Genomic DNA, 22,723 nt, shown 5'->3' with positions numbered 1-22,723 from the left:
AAAAATGCGGCGCGGCGGACGAATCGGCGGCCGTACGGCCTGACGCCCGCGTCGCTGAATCGGGCTGCTTCACGAAGAAGTGCGGCTCCGCCGCACGTCACGTACTGACCTGCAGCACCTTGTCGACCACCGCCACCTTTACCCCGCTCCCCGTCGACAGCGACGCCGTGCCCTGGTCGAACGGATGCACGGGCGTATCGGTCGGCGTCCACGCATGGCGCGCGAGCAGCTCGCGATACCCGCCGCGGATCACGAAGCCGCCGCATTTCTTCGCATACGCGTCGCGCCGCATCCGGTACGCGCGCGGCAGGTCGTACCACGGCAGCTTCGGCAGGTCGTGATGAACGAGGTGGTAGTTGTTGTTCAGGTACAGCAGCCGCATCGCGAAGCCGGCCTCGTTGATCGTGATGCGCGCCTTCGGGTGCCGCGCGGCGCGGTGCTCGTACAGCGAGCGGATCATCGCGAGCGACAGCGCGGGCCACGTGACGGCCAGCAGGTAGTACCACCACGGCACGCCGATCTCGCGTTGCAGCCATGCGAGCAGCACGACCACGCAGGCGGCGTGCATGATCCACATCGGCAGATGGCGGAAGTCGCCGCGCCGGAACCTGGCGACCGCATCGGCGACCGTCGCGGCGACGGCGAGCGGCGGCCCCACGACGATTCGTCCGATGAAAGTCTTGCGCGCGACCGTCAGCGCGCGACGCCAGCGCGGCAGTCGCGCCCAGCGTTCGCGCGTTACGTAGTTCGTTTCGGGATCGACGCCCGGCACGGTCAGGTCTTCGTCGCGGTGATGGTCGAGGTGCGTGTCGCGATACAGCGTGTACGGATACCAGACCGTCAGCGGCGGATAGCCGAGCAGCTTGTTCACGAACGCGGAACGTGTCGGATGGCCGTGCAGCAGTTCGTGCTGCAGCGACATGTGCCATGCGCCGAGCAGGATCAGCGGCGGCGTCGCGGCCGCGAGCGACAGGTGCCCGTCGCGCACGAGCAGCAGCACGGCCAGCCAGCCGCCGTAGATGACGGCGACCAGCAGCCAGGTCGGCCACTCGGTGCGGGCGGTGAAGCGGGCGCCGAGCGCGGCAATCGCGCGCGCGTGATCGACGTCGAAGTATTCGGCCATGGCGTTGAGGCGGATGGATCGGGCAGTGCGGGGAACGAGCGATGGAACCGGTGCGCTCGGCCCGGTGCGCAGGTGTCTCGCGGATCACGGTCGGCCTGTCCGGCATTGCGCAAGGTGGCGGCGCCGGCAGGCCTTCGAACGGTACCGGGGCGGCGCTGCCGCGCCAACCAATCGATTCGCATTTGCTTATCGCGACGAGGCCGATAAGCATCGGGACCGCCGCCGGTGCGTAGAATGCCCGCATGAACCCATGGATCGCAGTACTGCCGATGTACAACGTGACGCCGCGCCACGCCGCCCTGTGGCGCGCGTTGTTGCGCGATGCGCTCGATGCGTTCGCGAAGGCGGGCGGCCCTGCCGGCGTAGCGCTGCCCGATGCGCCGTTCGACGACCTGCATGCGCTGTGGCGGCGCGACGATCTGCTGCTGTCGCAGACCTGCGGCTACCCGTACCGGATGCTCGGGTTGCGCGGCGTCGTGCGTTTGATCGCGACGCCCGCTTTCGACGCGGACGGCTGCGACGGGGCGCGCTATAGCAGCGTGCTGGTCGTGTCGGCGCGCGTGCATGCGGGCGGCACGACGACGCTCGCCGCCTGTCGCGGGCTGCGCGCCGCACTCAACGGCGACGATTCACACAGCGGGATGAACGCATTCAGGCACGCGGTCGCGCCGCATGCGCATGACGGGCATTTCTTCGGGGCGGTCACGCCGGTTGGCTCTCACGTGAACGTGCTGCGTGCGCTGGCGTCGGGCGATGCCGATTGCGGGGCGATTGACTGCGTGACGTTTGCTTATATCCGCGACGCGTTGCCCGATCTGCTGAAGGACATTCGGGTCATCGGTACGACGGCTTCCGCGCCGGGATTGCCGTTCATCGCGTCGCGCGCGCTGCCGGAAACACAGGTCGGCGCGTTGCAGGACGCACTCGATCGTGCGGCGGCCGCCGACGCGCAACGGGCGCGCGTGCTGCGGCTGAAGGGCTTCGAACGGCTGCTGCCGGCCGATTACGACACGATTGCACGGTTCGCGCAGGACGCGGCCGCGCACGGTTATCCCGAACTGGCCTGAGCGCCGCCAGCATGCCGTGAAGCGCTAGAACGGCAGCGTGCCGGGCGGCGCGTTACGCACCACCGCGAGCGTCGTGCCGATATGGTCCTCGAGCGCGAGCGCCGCGCGCGCATCGGCGCGCCGCATCGCGGCATCGAACAGGCACGCATGTTCCGCATGCACGTCGCGCTTCGAATCGCCGAGCCCAATGCACACGCGCCGGTACCGTTCGCTTTGCTGCGAGAGCATCCGCAGGATCAGGTAGGTCCACGGCGTCGCGGCGGCCGAGATCAGCGCTTCGTGAAAGCGCCGGTTGCAGGCTTCCCACGCGGTCCGGTGCGCGATCGACACCGGTTGTTCCCACGCCGACAGCATCTCGAAGCTCTGGCGCACGCGCTGTTCCCATGCGTCGTCGCCGCGTCGCACGGATTCGCGCAATGCATCGACCTCGATGTGGATGCGCAGCCGTGTGATCGCTTCGAGATCGTCGACCGACATCGGCGTCACGCGAAAGCCGCGCTGCCCTTCGGCGACGACCAGCGCATCGCTGACGAGCCGCGTGAGCGCTTCGCGCAGCGTGCCGGCGCCGACGCCGTACACGTTCTTCAGATGCTCGACGCGCAGCTTCGCGCCCGGCGGGTAGTGGCCTTCGACGATGTGCTGGCGCAGCTGATGGTAGGCATGCTCGCTGAGCGTGCGGGCATGCGGCTCGACGGTATCGTCGGTCGCCGACGCGTCGTCGGGCAGCGTGTCGGTGAACGGGGGCGCGGGCAGGATGGTGTTCATGTCAGGCGTCCTCCTGATCGTGCTTGCGATTGAGGCGGTAGCTGAGCTGCGCGCGTGTCACGCCGAGCAGGCGTGCGGCGGCCGACAGGTTGCCGTTCGCGCGGTCGACGGCTTCATGCAGCAGCGCGCGCTCGAGGCCGTCGAGCCCGCCGCCGCCCTGCAACTGGTCGAGCAGCGTCGCGCAGTCGATCGACAGCGCGGCCGCCGGGCGAATCTGCCCCGCACGGTCGACCGTCGCGCCGCCGGGCAGCCCGACGCCGGGGAACAGGTCCTTCGCGTCGACCGGCCGGTTCGGGCGTGACAGGATCACCGCGCGCTCGATCAGGTTCTCGAGCTCGCGCACGTTGCCGGGCCACCGGTAGCCGCGCAGCGTGTCGTACGCATAGTCGGTCAGCGTGGGCGCCGGCTTGCCGTGCAGCGACGCGAAGCGTTCGAGCATCGCGTCGGCGAGCAGCGCGATGTCGTCCTGCCGGTCGCGCAGCGGCGGGATCAGCACCGGGTAGACGTTGATCCGGTAATAGAGGTCCGCGCGAAAGGTGCCGTCGCGCACGGCCTGTTCGAGGTCGCGGTTGGTCGCCGCGACGACGCGCACGTCGACCTTCCTGCCTTCCGTCGCGCCGAGCCGCTCGACTTCGCCCTCCTGAAGCACGCGCAGCAGCTTGGCCTGCACGTCGAGCGGCAGTTCGCCGATCTCGTCGAGGAACAGCGTGCCGCCGTTCGCGCGCTCGAAGCGCCCGGCACGCGTGGCCTGCGAACCCGTGAACGCGCCCTTCTCCGCGCCGAACAGTTCCGATTCGATCAGTGCGTGCGGAATCGCCGCGCAGTTGATCGCGACGAACGGCTTCGCGGCGCGCGGGCTGAGGCTGTGCAGCGCGCGGGCGAACCGTTCCTTGCCGACGCCCGTCTCGCCGGTGAGCAGCACGGCGACCTTGGTCGGCGCGGCCGTTTCGAGCAGCGCGTATGCGGCGCGAAACGCATCGGAGCGCCCGACGAGCTTCGTCCGGCTGTCGTCGGGCGCGATTTCGAGGCGCAGCGATTCGACCTCGGTCTGCAGGTCGCGGATCGTATTGATCAGCGAATCGGCCTTGAACCACGACGAGATTTCCTCTGCATCGGGCCATTCGTCGGCCGGCTTGCCGACGATCGTGCAGTGCGGATCGTGCATGCCGACACAGGACGTTTCCTTGAACAGGATGGTCCGGCCGATGAACGCGCTCGTATAGCCGGTCGCATAGCCGATCAGCATCCAGCACACGGGCTCGGGCTGCGGGCCGAATGTGCGGCGGTGCACGTCGGCTTCCCAGGAATGCTCCCACCGGTACTCGCAATAGAACGCACCGGTCGCAGGGTCCGCTTCGAAACGCAGCGGCGTGACCTGCACCGCGCCTTCGAGCATGTGCAACTGCGGGCCGACATGAAACATGTCGAACAGCGATGCGCCGCTGCGGATCTCGCGCGCGAGCGCGGCGTCCCGTTCGCCGGCGGCAAAGCCGACGCGCGTGAAGAATCGCCGCGTCTGCGCCGGGCCGACGCTTTCCATCAGTTCCTGGCGCAGCGTCGCCAGCGCGCCGGCATGGAGCAGCACCATCCGCTGTCCGGCGAGCCAGATGCGGCCGTCGCTCGCCGAAAAATGGATCAGCTTGCGCAGGTCGGTGTCTGGCGGCAAGGGGGGCAGGCTGGGCCGCGTCATGTCTCCTCCGTCGAGATTTCTCGTGATTTTCGAAATTTCCGCAAGCGGCGCCCCGGGACACGTGACGGGTTGATCATTTGGTCAAATGCGCGAAACCGGATTGATCAAATGATGAAGGAGTCCGTCTGATCAGGGGTTCGGCGCGATAGTCCGGGCGCGGATCGCGTTCTGGTTAACCGCCATTGTGGATCTCGAATTCAAACTTTACGTCAGGGCTTTCCCTGAATTATCGAGATTTTTTGCCAGGCCGGCCGAGTGTGGCACGGATGCTGCATTGAAGGACGGTATGGAGGCGACACCGAACATGAATCCACCCGACACCGATCTTTCTCCGCTCGACCCGGGCCGCAAGTGCGTCCGCGTGACCGGCACGAACTCACGCGGCTTCGTCGAATTCGAGCTGTCGATCGGCGGCGCGCCGGAGCTGTGCGTCGAGCTGACGTTGCCTCCTGCCGCCTTCGACGCGTTCTGCCGCGAACAGCAGGTCACGCGGCTGGACCTCGAAGCGAACCCATGACCTTGAGGAGCAAGAAGTGACCATCGAGCTGAAGACAGTCGACATCAAGCCGCTCCGGCACACCTTTGCGCATGTCGCGCAGCACATCGGCGGCGACAGGACGGCGACGCGCTACCAGGAAGGCATGATGGGCGCGCAGCCCCAGGCGAACTTCCATTACCGGCCGACGTGGGACCCCGATCACGAGATCTTCGACGCGTCGCGCTCGGCGATCCGGATGGCGGACTGGTATGCGCTGAAGGACCCGCGCCAGTTCTACTACGCGTCGTGGGCAACCGCGCGGGCGCGCCAGCAGGACACGATGGAAGCGAACTTCGAGTTCGTCGAATCGCGCCGGATGATCGGCCTGATGCGCGACGACGTCGCTGCGCACGCGCTCGACGTGCTGGTGCCGCTGCGCCACGCGGCGTGGGGCGCGAACATGAACAACGCGCAGGTCTGCGCGCTCGGCTACGGCACGGCGTTCACCGCCCCCGCGATGTTCCATGCGATGGACAACCTCGGCGTCGCGCAGTACCTCACGCGTCTCGCGCTTGCGATGGCCGAGCCCGACACGCTCGATACGGCCAAGGCGGCATGGCTGACCGGCGCCGCGTGGCAGCCGCTGCGCCGCTACGTCGAGGACACGCTGGTCGTCGCCGATCCGGTCGAGCTGTTCGTCGCGCAGAACCTCGCGCTCGACGGGCTGCTTTATCCGCTCATATACGACCGCTTCGTCGATGAACGGATCGCGCTTGCGGGCGGCTCGGCGGTCGCGATGCTGACCGCGTTCATGCCCGAATGGCACACGGAATCGAACCGCTGGATCGACGCGGTCGTGAAAACGATGGCGGCCGAATCGGACGGCAACCGCGCACTGCTTGCCCGCTGGACGCGCGACTGGTCCGCACGGGCCGATGCGGCCCTCGCGCCGGTGGCGGCGCTGGCGCTGGCGTTGCGGGACGACGGTCGTGCGGCGCTCGACGAAGTGCGCGAGCTGTTCCATGCGCGCATCGCGAAGCTCGGCATCGCGCTCTGACGACGGGCGTCAATCACTCAAACAGGGAAACCAGCATGTCCAACGTATTCATCGCCTTCCAGGCCAATGAGGAATCCAGACCGATCGTCGAGGCGATCGTCGCGGACAACCCGCTCGCGACGGTGGTCGAGTCGCCCGGCATGGTCAAGATCGATTCGCCGGACCGCCTGACGATCCGCCGCGAAACGATCGAGGAACTGACCGGCACGCGCTTCGACCTGCAGCAGCTGCAGGTGAACCTGATCACGCTGTCGGGCCACATCGACGAGGACGACGACCAGTTCACGCTGAGCTGGTCGCACTGAACGCCGCGCACCGCGCACCGACAACACCGGAGACACGAATGGATACGCCTACGCTCAAGAAAAAGCTCGGCCTGAAGGACCGCTACGCGGCGATGACGCGCGGCCTCGGCTGGGAAACGACCTACCAGCCGATGGACAAGGTATTCCCGTACGACCGCTACGAGGGCATCAAGATCCACGACTGGGACAAGTGGGTCGACCCGTTCCGCCTGACGATGGACGCGTACTGGAAATACCAGGGCGAGAAGGAAAAGAAACTGTACGCGGTGATCGACGCGTTCACGCAGAACAACGCGTTCCTCGGCGTGACGGACGCGCGCTACATCAATGCGCTGAAGCTGTTCATCCAGGGCGTGACGCCGCTCGAATACCTCGCGCACCGCGGCTTCGCGCACGTCGGCCGGCATTTCACCGGCGAGGGCGCGCGCATCGCGTGCCAGATGCAGTCGATCGACGAGCTGCGGCACTACCAGACCGAAACGCACGCGATGTCGACGTACAACAGGTTCTTCAACGGGTTCCATCACTCGAACCACTGGTTCGATCGCGTCTGGTACCTGTCGGTGCCGAAGTCGTTCTTCGAGGATGCGTATTCGTCGGGGCCGTTCGAATTCCTGACCGCCGTGAGCTTCTCGTTCGAATACGTGCTGACGAACCTGCTGTTCGTGCCGTTCATGTCGGGCGCCGCGTACAACGGCGACATGTCGACCGTCACGTTCGGCTTCTCCGCGCAATCGGACGAATCGCGTCACATGACGCTCGGCATCGAGTGCATCAAGTTCCTGCTCGAACAGGACCCCGACAACGTGCCGATCGTGCAGCGCTGGATCGACAAGTGGTTCTGGCGCGGCTACCGGCTGCTGACGCTCGTCGCGATGATGATGGACTACATGCAGCCGAAGCGCGTGATGAGCTGGCGCGAATCGTGGGAGATGTACGCGGAGCAGAACGGCGGCGCGCTGTTCAAGGATCTCGCGCGCTACGGCATTCGCGAGCCGAAGGGCTGGCAGGACGCATGCGAAGGCAAGGACCACATTAGCCACCAGGCGTGGTCGACGTTCTACGGCTTCAACGCGGCGTCCGCATTCCATACGTGGGTGCCGGGCGAGGACGAGATGGCGTGGCTGTCCGCGAAGTATCCGGATTCGTTCGACCGCTACTACCGCCCGCGCTTCGATTACTGGGGCGAGCAGGCGAAGGCCGGCAACCGCTTCTACATGAAGACGCTGCCGATGCTGTGCCAGACCTGCCAGATCCCGATGCTGTTCACCGAGCCCGGCAACGCACGCAAGATCGGCGCGCGCGAATCGGATTACCTCGGCAACAAGTTCCATTTCTGCAGCGATCACTGCAAGGAAATCTTCGATCACGAGCCGCAGAAGTACGTGCAGGCGTGGCTGCCGGTGCACCAGATCCATCAGGGCAACTGCTTCCCGCCCGATGCGGACCCGACGGCGGAAGGCTTCGATCCGCTTGCCGCGGTGCTCGACTACTACGCGGTGCAGATGGGCCGCGACAACCTCGATTTCGAAGCCTCGGAAGACCAGAAGAACTTCGCGGCCTGGCGCGGCCAGGTCACGAGCAACTGATCAATACGCAACCTTGAACGAGACCGGCGCACGCGCGAAGGCGCGAACGCCGGCCGACAGGAGACAAACATGGCCGTCATCGCGCTCAAACCCTACGACTTCCCGGTGAAGGACGCGGTCGGGAAGTTCCCGGCGCCGCTGCTCTACGTGTGCTGGGAAGACCACCTGATGTTCCCGGCGCCGTTCTGCCTGCCGCTGCCGCCCGACCTGCCGTTCGGCGCGCTCGCGCGCGACGTGCTGCCGCCCGTCTACGGCTACCACCCGGATTTCGCGAAGATCGACTGGGATCGCGTCGAGTGGTTCCGCTCCGGTGAGCCGTGGACGCCGGATCCCGCGCAGAGCCTCGCCGGCAACGGCCTCGGGCACAAGGACCTGATCAGCTTCCGCACGCCGGGCCTCGACGGCCTCGGCGGCGCGAGCTTCTGACCGCCATGCGGACGAGCGAACCATCATGAGCCACCAACTTACCATCGAGCCGCTGGGCGTCACGATCGAGGTCGAGGAAGGACAGACGATGCTCGATGCCGCGCTGCGCCAGGGCATCTACATTCCGCACGCGTGCTGTCACGGCCTGTGCGGCACCTGCAAGGTCGCCGTACTCGACGGCGAGACCGATCTTGGCGACGCGAACCCGTTCGCGCTGATGGATTTCGAGCGCGAGGAAGGCAAGGCGCTCGCATGCTGCGCGACGCTGCAGGCCGACACCGTGATCGAGGCCGACGTCGACGAGGAGCCCGACGCGGAGATCATCCCGGTCAAGGACTTCGCGGCCGACGTCACGCGCATCGAGCAGCTCACGCCGACCATCAAGTCGATCCGCCTGAAGCTGTCGCAGCCGATCCATTTCCAGGCCGGCCAGTACGTGCAGCTCGAAATCCCCGGGCTCGGGCAGAGCCGCGCGTTCTCGATCGCGAACGCACCGGCGGATGTGGCCGCCACCGACGAGATCGAGCTGAACGTGCGTCAGGTGCCGGGCGGCCTGGGCACCGGCTACCTGCACGAGCAGCTGGCGACCGGCGACCGCGTGCGGCTGTCGGGCCCGTACGGCCGTTTCTTCGTGCGCCGCTCGGCCGCGCTGCCGATGATCTTCATGGCCGGCGGCTCCGGGCTGTCGAGCCCGCGCTCGATGATCGCCGACCTGCTCGCGAGCGGCGTTACCGCGCCGATCACGCTGATCTACGGCCAGCGCAACGCGAAGGAGCTTTATTACCACGACGAATTCCGCGCGCTGGCCGAACGCCACCCGAATTTCACGTACGTGCCGGCGCTGTCGGAAGGCGCACCGGACGCGGGTGACGGCGTCGCGAACGGCTTCGTGCACGACGTCGCGAAGGCGCATTTCGACGGCGACTTCTCCGGCCATCAAGCCTACCTGTGCGGACCGCCCGCGATGATCGACGCGTGCATCACCGCGCTGATGCAGGGGCGCCTGTTCGAGCGTGACATCTATCACGAGAAGTTCATTTCGGCGGCCGACGCGCAACAGACGCGCAGCCCGCTGTTCCGGCGGGTGTGACGTGGACGCGGGCCGCGTGTGCGCGACGGTGACGATCGCGCAGACCGACGAGCGCTACGCATGCGGCGCCGGCGAATCGCTGCTGGCCGGCATGGCGAAGCTCGGCCGGCGCGGCATCCCGGTCGGCTGCCTGAACGGCGGGTGCGGCGTGTGCAAGGTGCGCGTGCTGCGCGGCGCGGTGCGCAAGCTCGGGCCGGTCAGCCGCGCGCACGTGAGCGCCGAGGAGGAGGGCGACGGTTATGCGCTCGCGTGCCGCGTGACGGCCGACGGCGACGTCGAACTGGAAGTGGCCGGCCGGCTGAAGAAGCCGTTTTTCTGCGGATCGGCCTGTGCCGGGACGCCGGAACTCAACAAGTAACCAAGGAGGAGACTCACCATGAGTGTGATGCGTATTGGTCATGTCAATCTGAAGGTGATGGACATGGAAGCAGCGCTGCGTCATTACATACGCGTGCTCGGCATGCAGGAGACGATGCGCGACGCGGCCGGCAATGTCTACCTGAAATGCTGGGACGAATGGGACCGCTATTCGCTGATCCTGTCGCCGTCCGACCAGGCCGGGCTCAAGCATGCGGCCTACAAGGTCGAGCGCGATGCCGACCTCGACACGCTGCGGCAGCGGATCGACGCGTACGGGATCAAGACCGAGATGCTGCCGGAAGGCGCGTTGCCGGCCGTGGGCCGCCAGCTGCGGTTCCTGCTGCCGAGCGGGCATGAATTGCGCCTGTTCGCGCAGAAGGAGCAGGTCGGCACGGCCGTCGGTTCGCTGAATCCAGATCCTTGGCCCGACGACATTCCGGGCTCGGCCGTGCACTGGCTCGACCATTGCCTGCTGATGTGCGAGCTGAATCCCGAGACCGGCGTGAACCGTGTCGAGGAGAACACGCGCTTCATGGCCGAGTGCCTCGACTTCCATCTGGCCGAGCAGGTGATGGTCGGCCCGGGCAACACGATTCGCGCCGCGACGTGGATGTTCCGCAGCTCGACGCCGCACGACATCGCGTTCGTCGGCGGCCCGCGCAACGGCCTGCATCACATCGCGTTCTTCCTCGACGACTGGGCCGACGTGCTGAAGTCGGCCGACGTGATGGCGAAGAACAAGGTGAAGATCGACGTCGCGCCCACGCGGCACGGCATCACGCGCGGCACGACCATCTACTTCTTCGATCCGAGCGGCAACCGCAACGAAACCTTCGCGGGGCTCGGCTATCTCGCGCAACCCGATCGCCCGGTCACGACATGGACCGAGGACGAACTCGGGCGCGGGATCTTCTTCCACTCCGGCGAGCTGAACGAAGCGTTCACGACCGTCTACACCTGACCCGCGAAGGAGCACAGCGTCATGGCACGGAATGATTCGACCCGCAGCGTCGCGTTGCGCACGATCGACTGGCCGGCCGCCGCGCGCGCCGCGCACGCGGCGGCAGAAGCGGCCGAACGGCTCGGCGTGCGCGTGAACGTCGCAGTGGTCGATGCGGCGGGGCTGCTCGCGGCCTTCGTGCGGATGCCCGGCGCGCCGCTGCATTCGATCGACATCGCGATCGACAAGGCGTACACGGCCGCGAGTTTCGGCGTGCCGACCGGCGGCTGGCACGACGCGCTGGCCACGCATTCGGACGCGGTGCGGCAGGGGCTCGTCTTGCGCGCACGCTTCGTCGCGTTCGGCGGCGGCTTGCCGATCGACGACGACGGCGCGCGGATCGGCGGCATCGGCGTGTCGGGCGGCAGCGAGGCGCAGGACGAACAGTGCGCGCACGCGGGCCTCGCTGCCGCCGGCTTCCGCGCGCGATGACGCACGGCACGCGAACGCACGGAACGAACCCACCGGATCACGGATTCAAGACACTCGACAGACACAATCATGTACGACACCGAACCCATCGCCGCGACGCGCGGCCCCGCCGGCGGGCAGCCGGACGTGCGGCTCGTCCGCAATTTCATCGACGGCAGCTATCGCGCCGGAGAACGCTGGTTCGACAAGCGCTCGCCGCTCGACAACGCGGTGATCGCGCGCGTGGCCGAAGCGAGCCGCGCCGACGTCGACGCGGCCGTGCATGCGGCGCGCGCGGCGCTGTCGGGGCCGTGGGGCGGCATCACGGTCGCACAGCGCGTCGAGATCCTGTACGCGGTAGCCGATGGCATCACGCGCCGCTTCGACGATTTTCTCGAGGCCGAAGTGGCCGACACCGGCAAGCCGGTGAGCCTCGCGAGCCATATCGACATCCCGCGCGGCGCCGCGAACTTCAAGGTGTTCGCCGACATCGTGAAGAACGTGCCGGGCGAAACCTTCGAAATGGCGACGCCGGACGGCGCGGGCGCGCTCAACTACGCGATTCGCCGCCCGGTCGGCGTGGTCGGCGTGATCTGCCCGTGGAACCTGCCGTTGCTGCTGATGACGTGGAAGGTCGGGCCGGCACTCGCGTGCGGCAACACCGTGGTCGTGAAGCCGTCGGAGGAAACGCCGCAGACGGCCGCGCTGCTCGGCGAAGTGATGAACGCGGCGGGCGTGCCGCGCGGCGTCTACAACGTCGTGCACGGCTTCGGGCCCGATTCAGCCGGCGAATTCCTGACGACCCATCCCGGCGTGAACGCGATCACGTTTACCGGCGAGACGCGCACCGGTGCGGCGATCATGAAGGCGGCCGCCGACGGCGCGCGGCCCGTCAGCCTCGAGATGGGCGGCAAGAACGCGGCGATCGTGTTCGCCGATTGCGACTTCGACGCGGCCGTCGAGGGCACGTTGCGCTCGTGCTTCGCGAATGCCGGACAGGTGTGTCTCGGCACGGAGCGCGTGTACGTCGAGCGCCCGCTGTTCGAGCGTTTCGTCGCCGCGCTGAAGGCAGGCGCCGAGGCGCTGCGGCCGGGCCGCCCGGAAGCGGACACGACCGGCATCGGCCCGCTGATCAGCCAGGAACACCGCGACAAGGTGCTGTCGTACTACCGCAAGGCAACCGAACTCGGCGCGACGGTCGTGACGGGCGGCGGCGTGCCCGACCTGCCGGACGACCTGCGCGGCGGCGCGTGGGTACAGCCGACGATCTGGACCGGCCTCGGCGACGATTCGCCGATCGCGCGCGAGGAAATCTTCGGCCCGTGCACGCTCGTGATGCCGTTCGACTCTGAAGCCGAGGTGATCGGCCGAGCGAATGCGAACGTGTACGGGCTGTCGACCGCGATCTGGACGACCAGCCTGGCCCGCGCGCATCGCGTCGCCGCGTCGATCGACGTCGGCATCGCGTGGGTCAACTCGTGGTTCCTGCGCGACCTGCGCACCGCATTCGGCGGTGCGAAGCAATCGGGCATCGGCCGCGAAGGCGGCGTGCATTCGCTCGAGTTCTACACGGAACTCCGCAACGTCTGCATCAAGCTTTGATCCCCCCGTTACCGACCGGAAAACGCTTATGGACTCCACATTGATTACCACGCTGGGCGACCGGCTGTACGACGCGATGACGTCGCGCATGCCCGTCGCGCCGCTGACGTCGCAGCACGAGGACCTGTCGATCGACGACGCGTACCGGATCCAGCAGCGCTTCGTGCAGCGCCGCCTGGACGCCGGCGAGACCGTCGTCGGCAAAAAGATCGGCGTCACGTCGAAAGCCGTGATGGACATGCTCGGCGTGTACCAGCCCGATTTCGGCTACCTGCTGTCGGGCATGGTGGTCGGCGAGGGCGAATGCATCGCGCTCGACACGCTGATTCAGCCGAAGGCCGAAGGCGAGATCGCATTCGTGCTGAAGCGCGACCTGCTCGGCCCCGGCGTGACGAACGCGATGGTGCTGGCCGCGACCGAATGCGTGATGCCGTGCTTCGAGATCGTCGATTCGCGCATTCGCGACTGGAAGATCCGCATCGGCGACACGGTGGCCGACAACGCGTCGTGCGGCGTGTTCGTGCTCGGCGACCAGGCGGTGAGCACGCGCCGCGTCGATCTCTCGACCTGCGGGATGGTGCTCGAGAAGAACGGCGACGTGATCGGCACCGGCGCCGGCGCGGCCGCGCTCGGCTCGCCGGTGAACGCCGTCGCGTGGCTCGCCAATACGCTCGGCCGCCTCGGCATTCCGCTGAAGGCCGGCGAGGTGATCCTGTCCGGCGCGCTTGCCGCGATGGCGCCGGCCGGGCCCGGCGACAACTTCCGCGTGTCGATCGGCGGGATCGGCGCGTGTTCGGTGCGGTTCGCGTGAGCGGCGCCGTTTCCATTCAATCGCAAACGAGGACATCCCCATGACCCGAAAGATCCGTTGCGCGCTGATCGGCCCCGGCAACATCGGCACCGACCTGCTCGCCAAACTCATGCGCAGCCCCGTGCTCGAACCCGTCTGGATGGTCGGCATCGATCCCGATTCAGACGGCCTGAAGCGGGCGCGCGAACTCGGGCTGAAGACGACCGCGGAAGGCGTCGACGGCCTGCTGCCGCACGTGCAGGCCGACGGCGTGCAGATCGCGTTCGACGCGACGAGCGCATACGTCCACGCGGAGAACAGCCGCAAGCTCAACGCGCTCGGCGTGCTGATGATCGACCTGACGCCGGCCGCGATCGGCCCGTACTGCGTGCCGCCCGTGAACCTGAAGGATCACATCGGCTCCGGCGAGATGAACGTCAACATGGTCACCTGCGGCGGCCAGGCGACGATCCCGATGGTGCGCGCGGTGTCCCGCGTGCAGCCGGTCGCGTACGGCGAGATCGTCGCGACCGTGTCGTCGCGCTCGGTCGGCCCCGGCACGCGCAAGAACATCGACGAATTCACGCGCACGACGGCGGCGGCGGTCGCGCAGGTCGGCGGCGCGCAGGCCGGCAAGGCGATCATCGTGATCAACCCGGCCGATCCGCCGCTGATCATGCGCGACACCGTGCATTGCCTGACGGAAAGCGCGCCCGACGAAGCGCGCATCGTCGAATCGGTGCACGCGATGATCGCCGACGTGCAGCGCTACGTGCCGGGCTACCGGATCGTCAACGGGCCGGTGTTCGACGGCAACCGCGTGTCGATCTACCTCGAGGTCGAAGGCCTCGGCGACTACCTGCCGAAATACGCGGGCAACCTCGACATCATGACGGCCGCCGCCGCGCGCACCGCCGAGATGTTCGCCGAGGAACTGCTGGCCGGCCGCCTCGCGCTCCAGCCGGTTGCGCAGGCAGCCTGACGCGCGCTTCTCCCATGACCGGACGAACAAGGAAACGGCAATGAATCTCAAAGGCAAGCGAATCACCGTCCACGACATGACGCTGCGTGACGGCATGCACCCGAAGCGTCACCGGATGACGCTCGACCAGATGCGCGCGGTCGCGACCGGGCTCGATGCGGCCGGCGTGCCGCTGATCGAAGTCACGCACGGCGACGGGCTCGGCGGCTCGTCGGTCAATTACGGCTTCCCCGCGCACACCGATGCCGAATACCTCGGCGCGGTGATCCCGCTGCTGAAGCGCGCGAAGGTGTCGGCGCTGCTGCTGCCGGGCATCGGCACCGTCGATCACCTGAAGGAGGCGCATGCGCTCGGCGTGCAGACGATCCGCGTCGCGACGCACTGCACCGAGGCCGATGTGTCCGAGCAGCACATCGCGATGGCGCGCAAGCTCGGCATGGATACCGTCGGCTTCCTGATGATGAGCCACATGAACAGCCCGGAAGGGCTCGTGAAGCAGGCGAAGCTGATGGAGTCGTACGGCGCGAACTGCATCTACATCACCGATTCGGCCGGCTACATGCTGCCCGACGACGTGAAGGCGCGCCTCGCCGCGGTGCGCGACGCGCTGCAGCCGGATACCGAACTCGGCTTTCATGGCCACCACAACCTCGCGATGGGCGTCGCGAACTCGATCGCGGCGATCGAGGCCGGCGCTAACCGGATCGACGGCGCGGCGGCCGGCCTCGGCGCCGGCGCCGGCAACACGCCGCTCGAAGTGTTCGTCGCCGTGTGCCAGCGGATGGGCATCGAGACCGGCGTCGACGTGTGGAAGATCCAGGACGTCGCCGAGGATCTCGTCGTGCCGATGATGGATTTCCCGATCCGCGTCGATCGCGATGCACTGACGCTCGGTTATGCGGGCGTGTACGGGTCGTTCCTGCTGTTCGCGAAGCGTGCGGGCGACAAGTACGGGATCCCGGCGCGCGACATCCTCGTCGAGCTGGGCAGGCGCGGGATGGTCGGCGGCCAGGAAGACATGATCGAAGACACGGCGTTGACGCTCGCGAAGGCGCGCGCGGCGCAAGCGAAGCGGGAGGCTGCATGAACCTGACCAACGAGACTGTCGAATCGCTCGCCGCGCATCTCGACGACTGCATGCGCGAAGCGCGCGACACGCCGAAGATCACCGACCGGCATCCGGAAATGGACTGGGACGACGCATACGCGGTCCAGGACGCGATCCGACGCCGGCAGCTCGCACGCGGCGCACGGATCGTCGGCTACAAGGCCGGCCTGACATCGCACGCGAAGATGCGCCAGATGGGCGTCGATACGCCCGTGTTCGGCTTCCTCACCGATCTCTACGACCTGCCCGACGGCGGCGAGTGCGACACGTCCGCGCTGATTCACCCGAAGGTGGAGCCCGAGATCGCGTTCGTGACGAAGGCCGAGCTGAAAGGCCCCGGTTGTCATATCGGTGCGGTGCTCGCCGCGACGGATTTCGTCATCGCCGGCATCGAGGTGATCGACAGCCGTTACCGCGACTTCAAGTTCGACCTGAAGAGCGTGGTGGCCGACAACACGTCGGCCGCGCGCTTCGTGGCGGGTGGGCGCCCGTTGCCGGTGGACGGCGTCGATCTGCGCACGCTCGGCGTCGTGCTCGAGAAGAACGGGCTGCCGGTCGCGTTCGGTGCGGGCGCGGCCGTGCTCGGGCATCCGGCCGCCGCGATCGCGATGCTCGCGAACCATCTCGGCGCGCGCGGCGAATCGATTCCGGCGGGTAGCCTGATCCTGTCGGGCGGCATCACCGAGGCGGTGGCCGTCGCGGCCGGCGACAGCGTGACGCTGCGCGTGCAGGACATCGGGTCAGTCGGCCTGCGTTTCATCTGACGGGGAGGCCGATCGTGCCGGTTGCTCATCTGTACATCCTGGAAGGCCGCAGCGACGACAAGAAGGAACGCCTGATCGCCGAGGTCACCGAAGCCATCCATCGCTCGCTCGACGCACCGGTCGAATCGGTGCGCGTGATCATCACCGAGATGCCGAAGGCGCATTTCGGGATCGGCGGGCAGAGCGCGAAGCAGCGCGGGCGCTGATGCGCCGCGTCTACATGAATCGACTGGGGGAGCGTCATGTCATCCAATCCTGAAATCGGCCGCCGGATCGTCGCCGGCGGCATCGACACGAATTATCACGACGTCGGCGACGGCCCGCCCGTGCTTTTGATCCACGGCTCGGGGCCCGGTGTCACGGCCTATGCGAACTGGCGGCTCACGATGCCGGTGCTTGCGCGGCAGTTCCGCGTGATCGCGCCGGACATGGCCGGCTTCGGCGAAACCGAACGCCCGGCCGGATACCGTTATTCGATGGCGCACTGGGTCGATCACGCGTTGGGCTTGCTCGATGCGCTCGACGTCGAGCGCGCGCACGTGGTCGGCAATTCGTTCGGCGGCGCGCTCGCGCTGGCACTCGCGATCCGCGCGCCGGAGCGGGTCGGCAAGCTTGTGCTGATGGGCGCCGCCGGCACGCGCTTCACGCTGACCGAAGGGCTCGACGCGGTGTGGGGTTACACGCCGTCGATCGCGAACATGCGCGCGCTGCTGGACATCTTCGCATTCGATCGCACGCTCGTGAACGACGAGCTCGCGAAGCTGCGCTACGACGCGAGCGTGCGGCCCGGCTACCAGGAAGCGTTCGCGAACATGTTTCCCGCGCCCCGCCAGCGCTGGGTCGATGCGCTCTCGAGCGACGAGACGCAGTTGCGTGCGCTGACGCATGACACGCTGATCGTGCACGGCCGCGAGGACCGCGTGATTCCGCTCGAGAGTTCGCTGAAGCTGATGGAATGGCTGCCGAACGCGCAGCTGCACGTGTTCGGCCGCTGCGGGCACTGGACGCAGATCGAGCATGCCGCGCGCTTCAACCGGCTCGTGATCGACCACTTCAACGAGTAACGCATCGGCAGGGCAGGCAGCGCAGGACGACCACAATAAATCAAATCAGTAGAACGAAGATTGGAGACATCGATGAAACGAAAGGCTGCATTCGGACTGATCTCGCTCGCGGCTTGCGCGGGCATGGCGCTGAGCACGGGCGCACGCGCGACGGAGGGCGGCGGCGACACGATCGGCGAGGGCGCGGAAGCGTTCTTCGCCGGCGCGCTGCCGCCGGCCGGGCTGTACGCGCTGCTGTACTACACGCACTACCATGCATCGCGCTTCAACGATTCGCGCGGCAACGGCTCGGTGCCGGGCTTCAAGCTCGATGCGGACGTGCTGATTCCGCGCGTGGTCTGGATGTCGAACCTGTCGGTGCTCGGCGGGCGCTACGGCGCGTATGCGGTACTGCCGATGCAGCATCTTGCGCTCGACGCGGGCGGCGCGTCGTTCGACCGCACCAACCTCGGCGACCTGATCGTCAGTCCCGCGCTGATCGCATGGGGCTCGGGCGCGTTGCGCACCGTCGCGGCGGTCGAGTTCGTGTTCCCGACCGGGCAGTACGACGCGCAATCCGCGCTGAACACGGGCAAGAACTACTACACCGCGCGGCCGGTATTCGGCGTGTCGTGGCTGCCGAACGACAAGGTCGAGGTATCCGCGAAGATCACGTACAGCTTCAACTCGCCGAACAACGACACGCATTACCACTCGGGGAACCTGTTTCACGTCGACTATTCGGCGAGCTATGCGGTGACACCGAAGGTGCGGGTCGGGCTGTCGGGCTACTTCGTCAAGCAGACCACCGACGACATGCAGAACGGCCAGCCGGTCGCGGGCGACGGGTTTCGCGGGCAGGCGTTCGCGATCGGGCCGGGGGTTCGCTATCAGTTCAGCAAGATCAGCGTGGAAGCGCGCATCGTGAAGGAGTTTTTCGTCCGCAACCGGCCGGCCGGCGAGGCCGTGTGGGCGAAGGCCGTCATTCCGTTCTGATCTGACGGCGTGGGCCGGCCATCGGTTGCACGCGTGATGCCGCCATCGCCGCGCGTCACGCGCCGCTTCATCGCGCGTTATTGCGCGTTACCGCGCGAGCGCGGCGAGACGCGGGAACAGCGGCAGCGCGTTCGCACGGTTGAGCGCGGCATGCCGGTCGGCGCTCAGCGCCGCATACGCATCCTGCGCATGGGTGAACGACGTGCTGACCGACGGCGGCGCGTACGGGAAGTCGCTGCCGAACAGCACGCGATCGGGTTGCGCGAACGCGGTGAGGCTCGGCAGCGCTGACGGCGACGACAGCGCGGTATCGAAGTAGAACGAGCGCAGCAGGTCGAGCAGCCCGTCGCGATCCGGCACGTCGTTGCGCACGCCCGGCGCGAGTTCGGCGAAGCGGTACGCGGTGTACGGCAGGAAGCCGCCGGCATGCGACAGGATGATGCGCACGTTCGGGTAGCGCGTGATCACGCCGTTGAGGACGAGCTGCAGCGCGGTGCGCGTCGTGTCGAACGGGTAGTCGAGCAGCGGGCCGGGCATGCCGGGCAGCACGTCGATCGCGGGCTTGGCCGGGTGGATGAGCACCACCGCGTGGCGACGGTCGAGCGCGGCCCACACGGGTTCGAATGCCGCATCGCCGAGATAGGTGCCGCCGTAGTTGCTGAGCAGCACGACGCCGTCGGCCTTCAGCGTGTCGAAAGCGTGGTCGATTTCGGCGAGCGTGCCGTCGACGTCGGGCAGCGGCAGCGTCGCGAAGTTTCCGAAGCGGGTCGGCCATTTCGCGACGAGGCCGGCGACGTACTCGTTCACCTGGCGAGCCATGTCGCACTTCGCCTGGCCGTTCCAGCCCTGTACGCCCGGCGCGGTTAACGACAGCACGCCGGTCTGGATCTCCAGCGAATCCATGAATGCGATGGCGCTTTCCGGGCTCCACGTCGGGCTGCCCCAGCCGGACGGGTCGCCGCCGTGGGCGGGCAGGGCGGCGGCCCAGAACGGCGGGACGACATGCTGGTGTACATCGATGCGGTTGCGGTCGGACATGATGCGGCTCCTGTGAAGGTGCGCTGCGGTGCAGCGCCTGACCGTCAGGATGCGCGCGCTTGATTTTTCAATCCAATAGATTAAATTTCGATATTGATCGTTTTTGGTGATTAATCGGCCCCATGGATCTTCGTCATTTGCGCTACTTTCTCGCGGTTGCCGAGGAAGGGCATTTCGGTCGCGCGGCGGAGCGGCTGCATATCGTGCAGCCCGCGTTGAGCCAGCAGATCCGCGCGCTCGAGGAGGAACTGGGCACGCCGCTGTTCGAGCGCAGCACGCGCAAGGTCGCGCTGACGGATGCCGGCCGGCTGCTGGTGATCGAGGCGCAGCGCACGCTCGAGCAGGCCGAGCGCGCGAAGACGCTGGTCCAGCGCGCGGCGCGCGGCGAGACGGGCATCGTGCGGATCGGTTTCGTCGGGAATGCGGTCGCGACGGGGCGGCTGTCCCACGATCTGACCGAGTTTCATGCGACCTGGCCGGGCGTGGTGCTCGACCTGCACGAAATGGCGCCGGCCGCGCAGCAGGATGCGATTCTCGCGGGCCGGCTCGACATCGGCTATTGCCCTACGTTCGGCGTGGCCTTCGACGCGAAACTGGCCGTGCGGACGGTCGGCAGCTGGTCGTGGGAAGTCGTGATGAGCGATCGGCATCCGTTCGCGAAGCGGCGCTCGGTGAGCGTTGCCGCGCTCGCGGACGAACCGTTCATCCTGTATGCGGCCGACGGCGACGATGAAGGGCAACTGGCGATCCTGCGCCAGGTGCTCGGGCGCGAGCCGCGCATCGCGCACCAGGTGAGCAGCACGCTGTCGGTGCTGGCGCTGACGGGGGCCGGCCTGGGCGTGTCGATCGTGCCGGCGCCGCTCAGCCGGATCGCGGCGCCGAACGTCGTGTACCGGAAGCTTGCCGGCGATACACCGCGGTCGGAGCTCGTCGCGCTCAGCCGGCTCGGCGCGGAATGGGGGGCGGTACAGCAGTACCTGACGATGCTGGGCGAGCGCGCCGCGCAGGGGTAGCGGCGCGCGCGGGGCTTACTCCTCGTCCATCAACCGGACCTTGACCCGCTTGCCCTTGATCTTCCCCGCATTGAGCTTGCGCAGCGCGTCGCGCGCGACGCCGCGCTCGATCGCGACATAGGTCGAGAACTCGGTCACGTTGATCTTGCCGATCTGCTTGCCGTCGAACCCGGCGTCGCCGGTCAGCGCGCCGAGCACGTCGCCCGGGCGGATCTTGTCCTTGCGTCCGCCGAGGATCTGCAGCGTTTCCATCGGCGGCGTCAGCACGCCGTCGTCGGCCGGCTTCAGCTCCGCGAGCGGATGCCATTCGACGTCACGCTTCTGCGCCTGCTCGATCGCACCGACGCGGCCCATCTCGTCCATGCTCGCGAGGCTCAGCGCCCAACCGTCCTGATCCGCGCGGCCCGTCCGGCCGATGCGGTGCACGTGCACTTCGGGATCGGGCGTCACGTCGACGTTGATCACGGCTTCGAGCTGCGCGATGTCGAGCCCGCGCGCGGCGACGTCGGTCGCCACCAGCACCGAGCAGCTGCGGTTCGCGAACTGGATCAGCACCTGGTCGCGCTCGCGCTGGTCGAGCTCGCCGTGCAGCGCGAGCGCGTGGAAGCCCTGCGCGTGCAGCACGTCGAGCAGGTCGCGGCACTGCTGCTTCGTGTTGCAGAACGCGATCGTGCTCACCGGCCGGTAATGGTTCAGCAACTGGCCGACCGCATGCAGACGCTCGTTCTCCGTCACTTCATAGAAACGCTGGCGGATCTTGCTGTTGTCGTGACGCTCCTCGAGCTTCACTTCCTTCGGATTGCGCAGGAACTGCTGGCTCAGCTTCGCGATGCCGTCCGGATAGGTCGCGGAGAACAGCAGTGTCTGGCGCGTGGTCGGGCACATCCGCGCGACCTTCGCGATGTCGTCGAAGAAGCCCATGTCGAGCATCCGGTCGGCTTCGTCGAGCACCAGCGTGTTCAGCGCGTCGAGCTTCAGGTTGCCGCGATCGAGGTGATCCATGATGCGGCCCGGCGTGCCGACGACGATGTGCGCACCGTGCTCGAGGCTCTGCGCCTGCGGGCGCATCGGCGTGCCGCCGCAGAGCGTCAGCACCTTCACGTTCTCCTCGGCGCGCGCGAGGCGGCGCACTTCCTGCGCGACCTGGTCGGCGAGTTCGCGCGTCGGGCACAGGATCATCGCCTGCACGTCGAAGCGGCGCGCGTCGAGGCGGGCCAGCAGCGCGAGCGAGAACGCGGCGGTCTTGCCGCTGCCCGTCTTCGCCTGCGCGATCAGGTCCTGGCCGGCCAGCGCGACCGGCAGGCTCGCGGCCTGGATCGGCGTCATGTCGACATAACCGAGCTGGGCAAGGTTGGCGAGCGTGGCCGGCGTCAGCGGCAGCGCGCTGAAGGGCGTGGCGGTCGGCTGGGTCATTGGAGGTCTCCGAGGTAAGGCTTGCCTTCCATCTGTTCGTAGGCGACGTTGCCTTCATCGTCCTCGAAGCGCTCGAGGTAGTTGCGGGCGCCGCACAGCGGGCAGCGGAACAGCAGCCCCTGGCCTTCGTCCTTGATGACGACGTCGGACTGTTCCCACTGCGTGCCGCAGCTCTGGTTTCGGCAGGTAAACACGGATTTTTCTCCAGCTGAATTCGGTTGGGCGCCCCGGCATGTCGGGTAAGGGCGCCGGTATTGCGCGGTCGTGGCGCGCGGCGTCCGCGCGAAAGGGCGGGGCGCGGTGCAGCCGTTCGCGTGATGGTTCGTCGGGGTGGATGATGGATCGGGGCGCGATCACAGGACAGGAACGCGCGTGGCGCAATTCTAGCGGATACGTGGTGGCGCAGGCAGTTTCGCGACGGGGTGCGGCGTTACTACGTGTCGGACCTGCGTTCCGGCGCAGCGCGAGTTGCGTAGGCCGGCGAGCGCGTTGGCGCATCGAGAACAGCATGCACTGGGTGCCGGCATTGGTTTTCGGCGGAGACCGATGCTGGATTCGCATTGACCACGCGGTACGAAATTGGCGATCTTGCGGCGCTTCTGCTCGAATCCGT

Annotated in this window: 25 protein-coding genes; 19 read left to right on the top strand and 6 right to left on the bottom strand. The window is 67.5% G+C overall.

Going from position 1 to position 22,723, the window contains the following annotated elements:
• Positions 1-97: 97 nt before the first annotated feature.
• Positions 98-1,123 carry a fatty acid desaturase gene (locus tag ACTJLD_RS05160; RefSeq protein WP_174392366.1) on the bottom strand — a complete coding sequence of 342 codons (1,026 nt, stop codon included), beginning with the start codon at positions 1,121-1,123 and terminating at the stop codon, positions 98-100.
• 242 nt (positions 1,124-1,365) lie between these two features.
• Here ACTJLD_RS05160 and ACTJLD_RS05155 point away from each other — a divergent pair, with 242 nt between their 5' ends.
• On the top strand, positions 1,366-2,190 hold the full coding sequence (locus tag ACTJLD_RS05155) for a phosphate/phosphite/phosphonate ABC transporter substrate-binding protein (RefSeq protein ID WP_060318422.1): 825 nt from the start codon (positions 1,366-1,368) through the stop codon (positions 2,188-2,190).
• A gap of 24 nt (positions 2,191-2,214) precedes the next feature.
• Here ACTJLD_RS05155 and ACTJLD_RS05150 read toward each other — a convergent pair whose 3' ends face one another.
• Positions 2,215-2,955, bottom strand: a complete 741-nt coding sequence (locus tag ACTJLD_RS05150; RefSeq protein WP_059695181.1) for a GntR family transcriptional regulator — start codon at positions 2,953-2,955, stop codon at positions 2,215-2,217.
• A gap of 1 nt (position 2,956) precedes the next feature.
• Positions 2,957-4,645 carry a sigma-54-dependent Fis family transcriptional regulator gene (locus tag ACTJLD_RS05145; RefSeq protein WP_059695183.1) on the bottom strand — a complete coding sequence of 563 codons (1,689 nt, stop codon included), beginning with the start codon at positions 4,643-4,645 and terminating at the stop codon, positions 2,957-2,959.
• 304 nt (positions 4,646-4,949) lie between these two features.
• On the opposite strand from ACTJLD_RS05145, the gene ACTJLD_RS05140 reads away from it, so the two are divergent.
• The 17 genes from ACTJLD_RS05140 (at position 4,950) to ACTJLD_RS05060 (ending at position 18,646) form a co-directional block, all read left to right on the top strand.
• Entirely contained in the window at positions 4,950-5,162 is a 213-nt protein-coding gene (locus ACTJLD_RS05140) for a phenol hydroxylase subunit (protein ID WP_440658195.1), read from the top strand.
• Positions 5,163-5,178: 16 nt separating this feature from the next.
• On the top strand, positions 5,179-6,180 hold the full coding sequence (locus ACTJLD_RS05135) for a phenol hydroxylase (RefSeq protein WP_440658194.1): 1,002 nt from the start codon (positions 5,179-5,181) through the stop codon (positions 6,178-6,180).
• Positions 6,181-6,215: 35 nt separating this feature from the next.
• Entirely contained in the window at positions 6,216-6,485 is a 270-nt protein-coding gene (locus ACTJLD_RS05130; protein WP_059684923.1) for an MmoB/DmpM family protein, read from the top strand.
• Positions 6,486-6,523: 38 nt separating this feature from the next.
• On the top strand, positions 6,524-8,074 hold the full coding sequence (locus ACTJLD_RS05125; RefSeq protein ID WP_440658193.1) for an aromatic/alkene/methane monooxygenase hydroxylase/oxygenase subunit alpha: 1,551 nt from the start codon (positions 6,524-6,526) through the stop codon (positions 8,072-8,074).
• Positions 8,075-8,143: 69 nt separating this feature from the next.
• Positions 8,144-8,500 carry a phenol hydroxylase subunit P4 gene (locus tag ACTJLD_RS05120; protein WP_059684926.1) on the top strand — a complete coding sequence of 119 codons (357 nt, stop codon included), beginning with the start codon at positions 8,144-8,146 and terminating at the stop codon, positions 8,498-8,500.
• Positions 8,501-8,525: 25 nt separating this feature from the next.
• On the top strand, positions 8,526-9,590 hold the full coding sequence (locus ACTJLD_RS05115) for an NADH:ubiquinone reductase (Na(+)-transporting) subunit F (RefSeq protein ID WP_059695189.1): 1,065 nt from the start codon (positions 8,526-8,528) through the stop codon (positions 9,588-9,590).
• Between the two features lies 1 nt (position 9,591).
• Positions 9,592-9,948: a 2Fe-2S iron-sulfur cluster-binding protein gene (locus tag ACTJLD_RS05110; protein WP_060358328.1), complete on the top strand. Its 357-nt coding sequence runs from the start codon at positions 9,592-9,594 to the stop codon at positions 9,946-9,948.
• Between the two features lie 18 nt (positions 9,949-9,966).
• The gene (locus tag ACTJLD_RS05105) at positions 9,967-10,911 is read left to right on the top strand and encodes a catechol 2,3-dioxygenase (RefSeq protein WP_059695191.1); all 945 of its coding nucleotides are present in this window, start codon (positions 9,967-9,969) and stop codon (positions 10,909-10,911) included.
• A gap of 21 nt (positions 10,912-10,932) precedes the next feature.
• Entirely contained in the window at positions 10,933-11,382 is a 450-nt protein-coding gene (locus tag ACTJLD_RS05100) for a GlcG/HbpS family heme-binding protein (protein WP_059684932.1), read from the top strand.
• Positions 11,383-11,451: 69 nt separating this feature from the next.
• On the top strand, positions 11,452-12,963 hold the full coding sequence (locus ACTJLD_RS05095) for a 2-hydroxymuconic semialdehyde dehydrogenase (protein WP_175756656.1): 1,512 nt from the start codon (positions 11,452-11,454) through the stop codon (positions 12,961-12,963).
• A 28-nt stretch (positions 12,964-12,991) separates the two neighbouring features.
• Complete coding sequence (gene dmpE, locus ACTJLD_RS05090; protein ID WP_059684934.1) at positions 12,992-13,774, top strand: 2-oxopent-4-enoate hydratase; 783 nt, start codon at positions 12,992-12,994, stop codon at positions 13,772-13,774.
• 40 nt (positions 13,775-13,814) lie between these two features.
• A complete protein-coding gene (locus tag ACTJLD_RS05085) occupies positions 13,815-14,735 on the top strand; it encodes an acetaldehyde dehydrogenase (acetylating) (RefSeq protein ID WP_059684935.1) in 921 nt (306 codons plus the stop codon).
• Between the two features lie 40 nt (positions 14,736-14,775).
• A complete protein-coding gene (gene dmpG, locus ACTJLD_RS05080; RefSeq protein WP_175852088.1) occupies positions 14,776-15,822 on the top strand; it encodes a 4-hydroxy-2-oxovalerate aldolase in 1,047 nt (348 codons plus the stop codon).
• Positions 15,819-16,607, top strand: a complete 789-nt coding sequence (gene dmpH, locus ACTJLD_RS05075; protein WP_060068268.1) for a 2-oxo-3-hexenedioate decarboxylase — start codon at positions 15,819-15,821, stop codon at positions 16,605-16,607. The genes dmpG and dmpH overlap by 4 nt, the downstream gene beginning before the upstream one ends.
• Positions 16,608-16,621: 14 nt before the next feature.
• Positions 16,622-16,813, top strand: a complete 192-nt coding sequence (locus tag ACTJLD_RS05070; RefSeq protein ID WP_059684940.1) for a 2-hydroxymuconate tautomerase — start codon at positions 16,622-16,624, stop codon at positions 16,811-16,813.
• A gap of 36 nt (positions 16,814-16,849) precedes the next feature.
• Positions 16,850-17,671 (top strand): alpha/beta fold hydrolase, encoded by an 822-nt coding sequence (locus ACTJLD_RS05065; RefSeq protein ID WP_440658191.1) that lies wholly within the window; start codon positions 16,850-16,852, stop codon positions 17,669-17,671.
• 72 nt (positions 17,672-17,743) lie between these two features.
• On the top strand, positions 17,744-18,646 hold the full coding sequence (locus tag ACTJLD_RS05060) for a SphA family protein (protein ID WP_440658190.1): 903 nt from the start codon (positions 17,744-17,746) through the stop codon (positions 18,644-18,646).
• 87 nt (positions 18,647-18,733) lie between these two features.
• Here ACTJLD_RS05060 and hndA read toward each other — a convergent pair whose 3' ends face one another.
• The gene (hndA, locus tag ACTJLD_RS05055; protein WP_440658188.1) at positions 18,734-19,684 is read right to left on the bottom strand and encodes a 2-hydroxy-1-naphthoic acid nonoxidative decarboxylase; all 951 of its coding nucleotides are present in this window, start codon (positions 19,682-19,684) and stop codon (positions 18,734-18,736) included.
• 122 nt (positions 19,685-19,806) lie between these two features.
• On the opposite strand from hndA, the gene ACTJLD_RS05050 reads away from it, so the two are divergent.
• Positions 19,807-20,697, top strand: coding sequence for a LysR substrate-binding domain-containing protein (locus ACTJLD_RS05050; protein ID WP_440658187.1), 891 nt, complete (start codon positions 19,807-19,809; stop codon positions 20,695-20,697).
• A gap of 15 nt (positions 20,698-20,712) precedes the next feature.
• On the opposite strand, the gene dbpA is transcribed toward ACTJLD_RS05050, so the two are convergent.
• Positions 20,713-22,110 (bottom strand): ATP-dependent RNA helicase DbpA, encoded by a 1,398-nt coding sequence (gene dbpA, locus ACTJLD_RS05045; protein WP_060358332.1) that lies wholly within the window; start codon positions 22,108-22,110, stop codon positions 20,713-20,715.
• Positions 22,107-22,304 (bottom strand): hypothetical protein, encoded by a 198-nt coding sequence (locus ACTJLD_RS05040; protein WP_060318441.1) that lies wholly within the window; start codon positions 22,302-22,304, stop codon positions 22,107-22,109. The genes dbpA and ACTJLD_RS05040 overlap by 4 nt, the downstream gene beginning before the upstream one ends.
• Between the last annotated feature and the right edge of the window lie 419 nt (positions 22,305-22,723).

Source organism: Burkholderia sp. 22088 (assembly GCF_052045915.1).
GTDB lineage: Bacteria > Pseudomonadota > Gammaproteobacteria > Burkholderiales > Burkholderiaceae > Burkholderia > Burkholderia cepacia.
The sequence above is the reverse complement of the archived record's forward strand: the minus strand, read 5'-3'. Positions and strand labels throughout refer to the sequence as shown.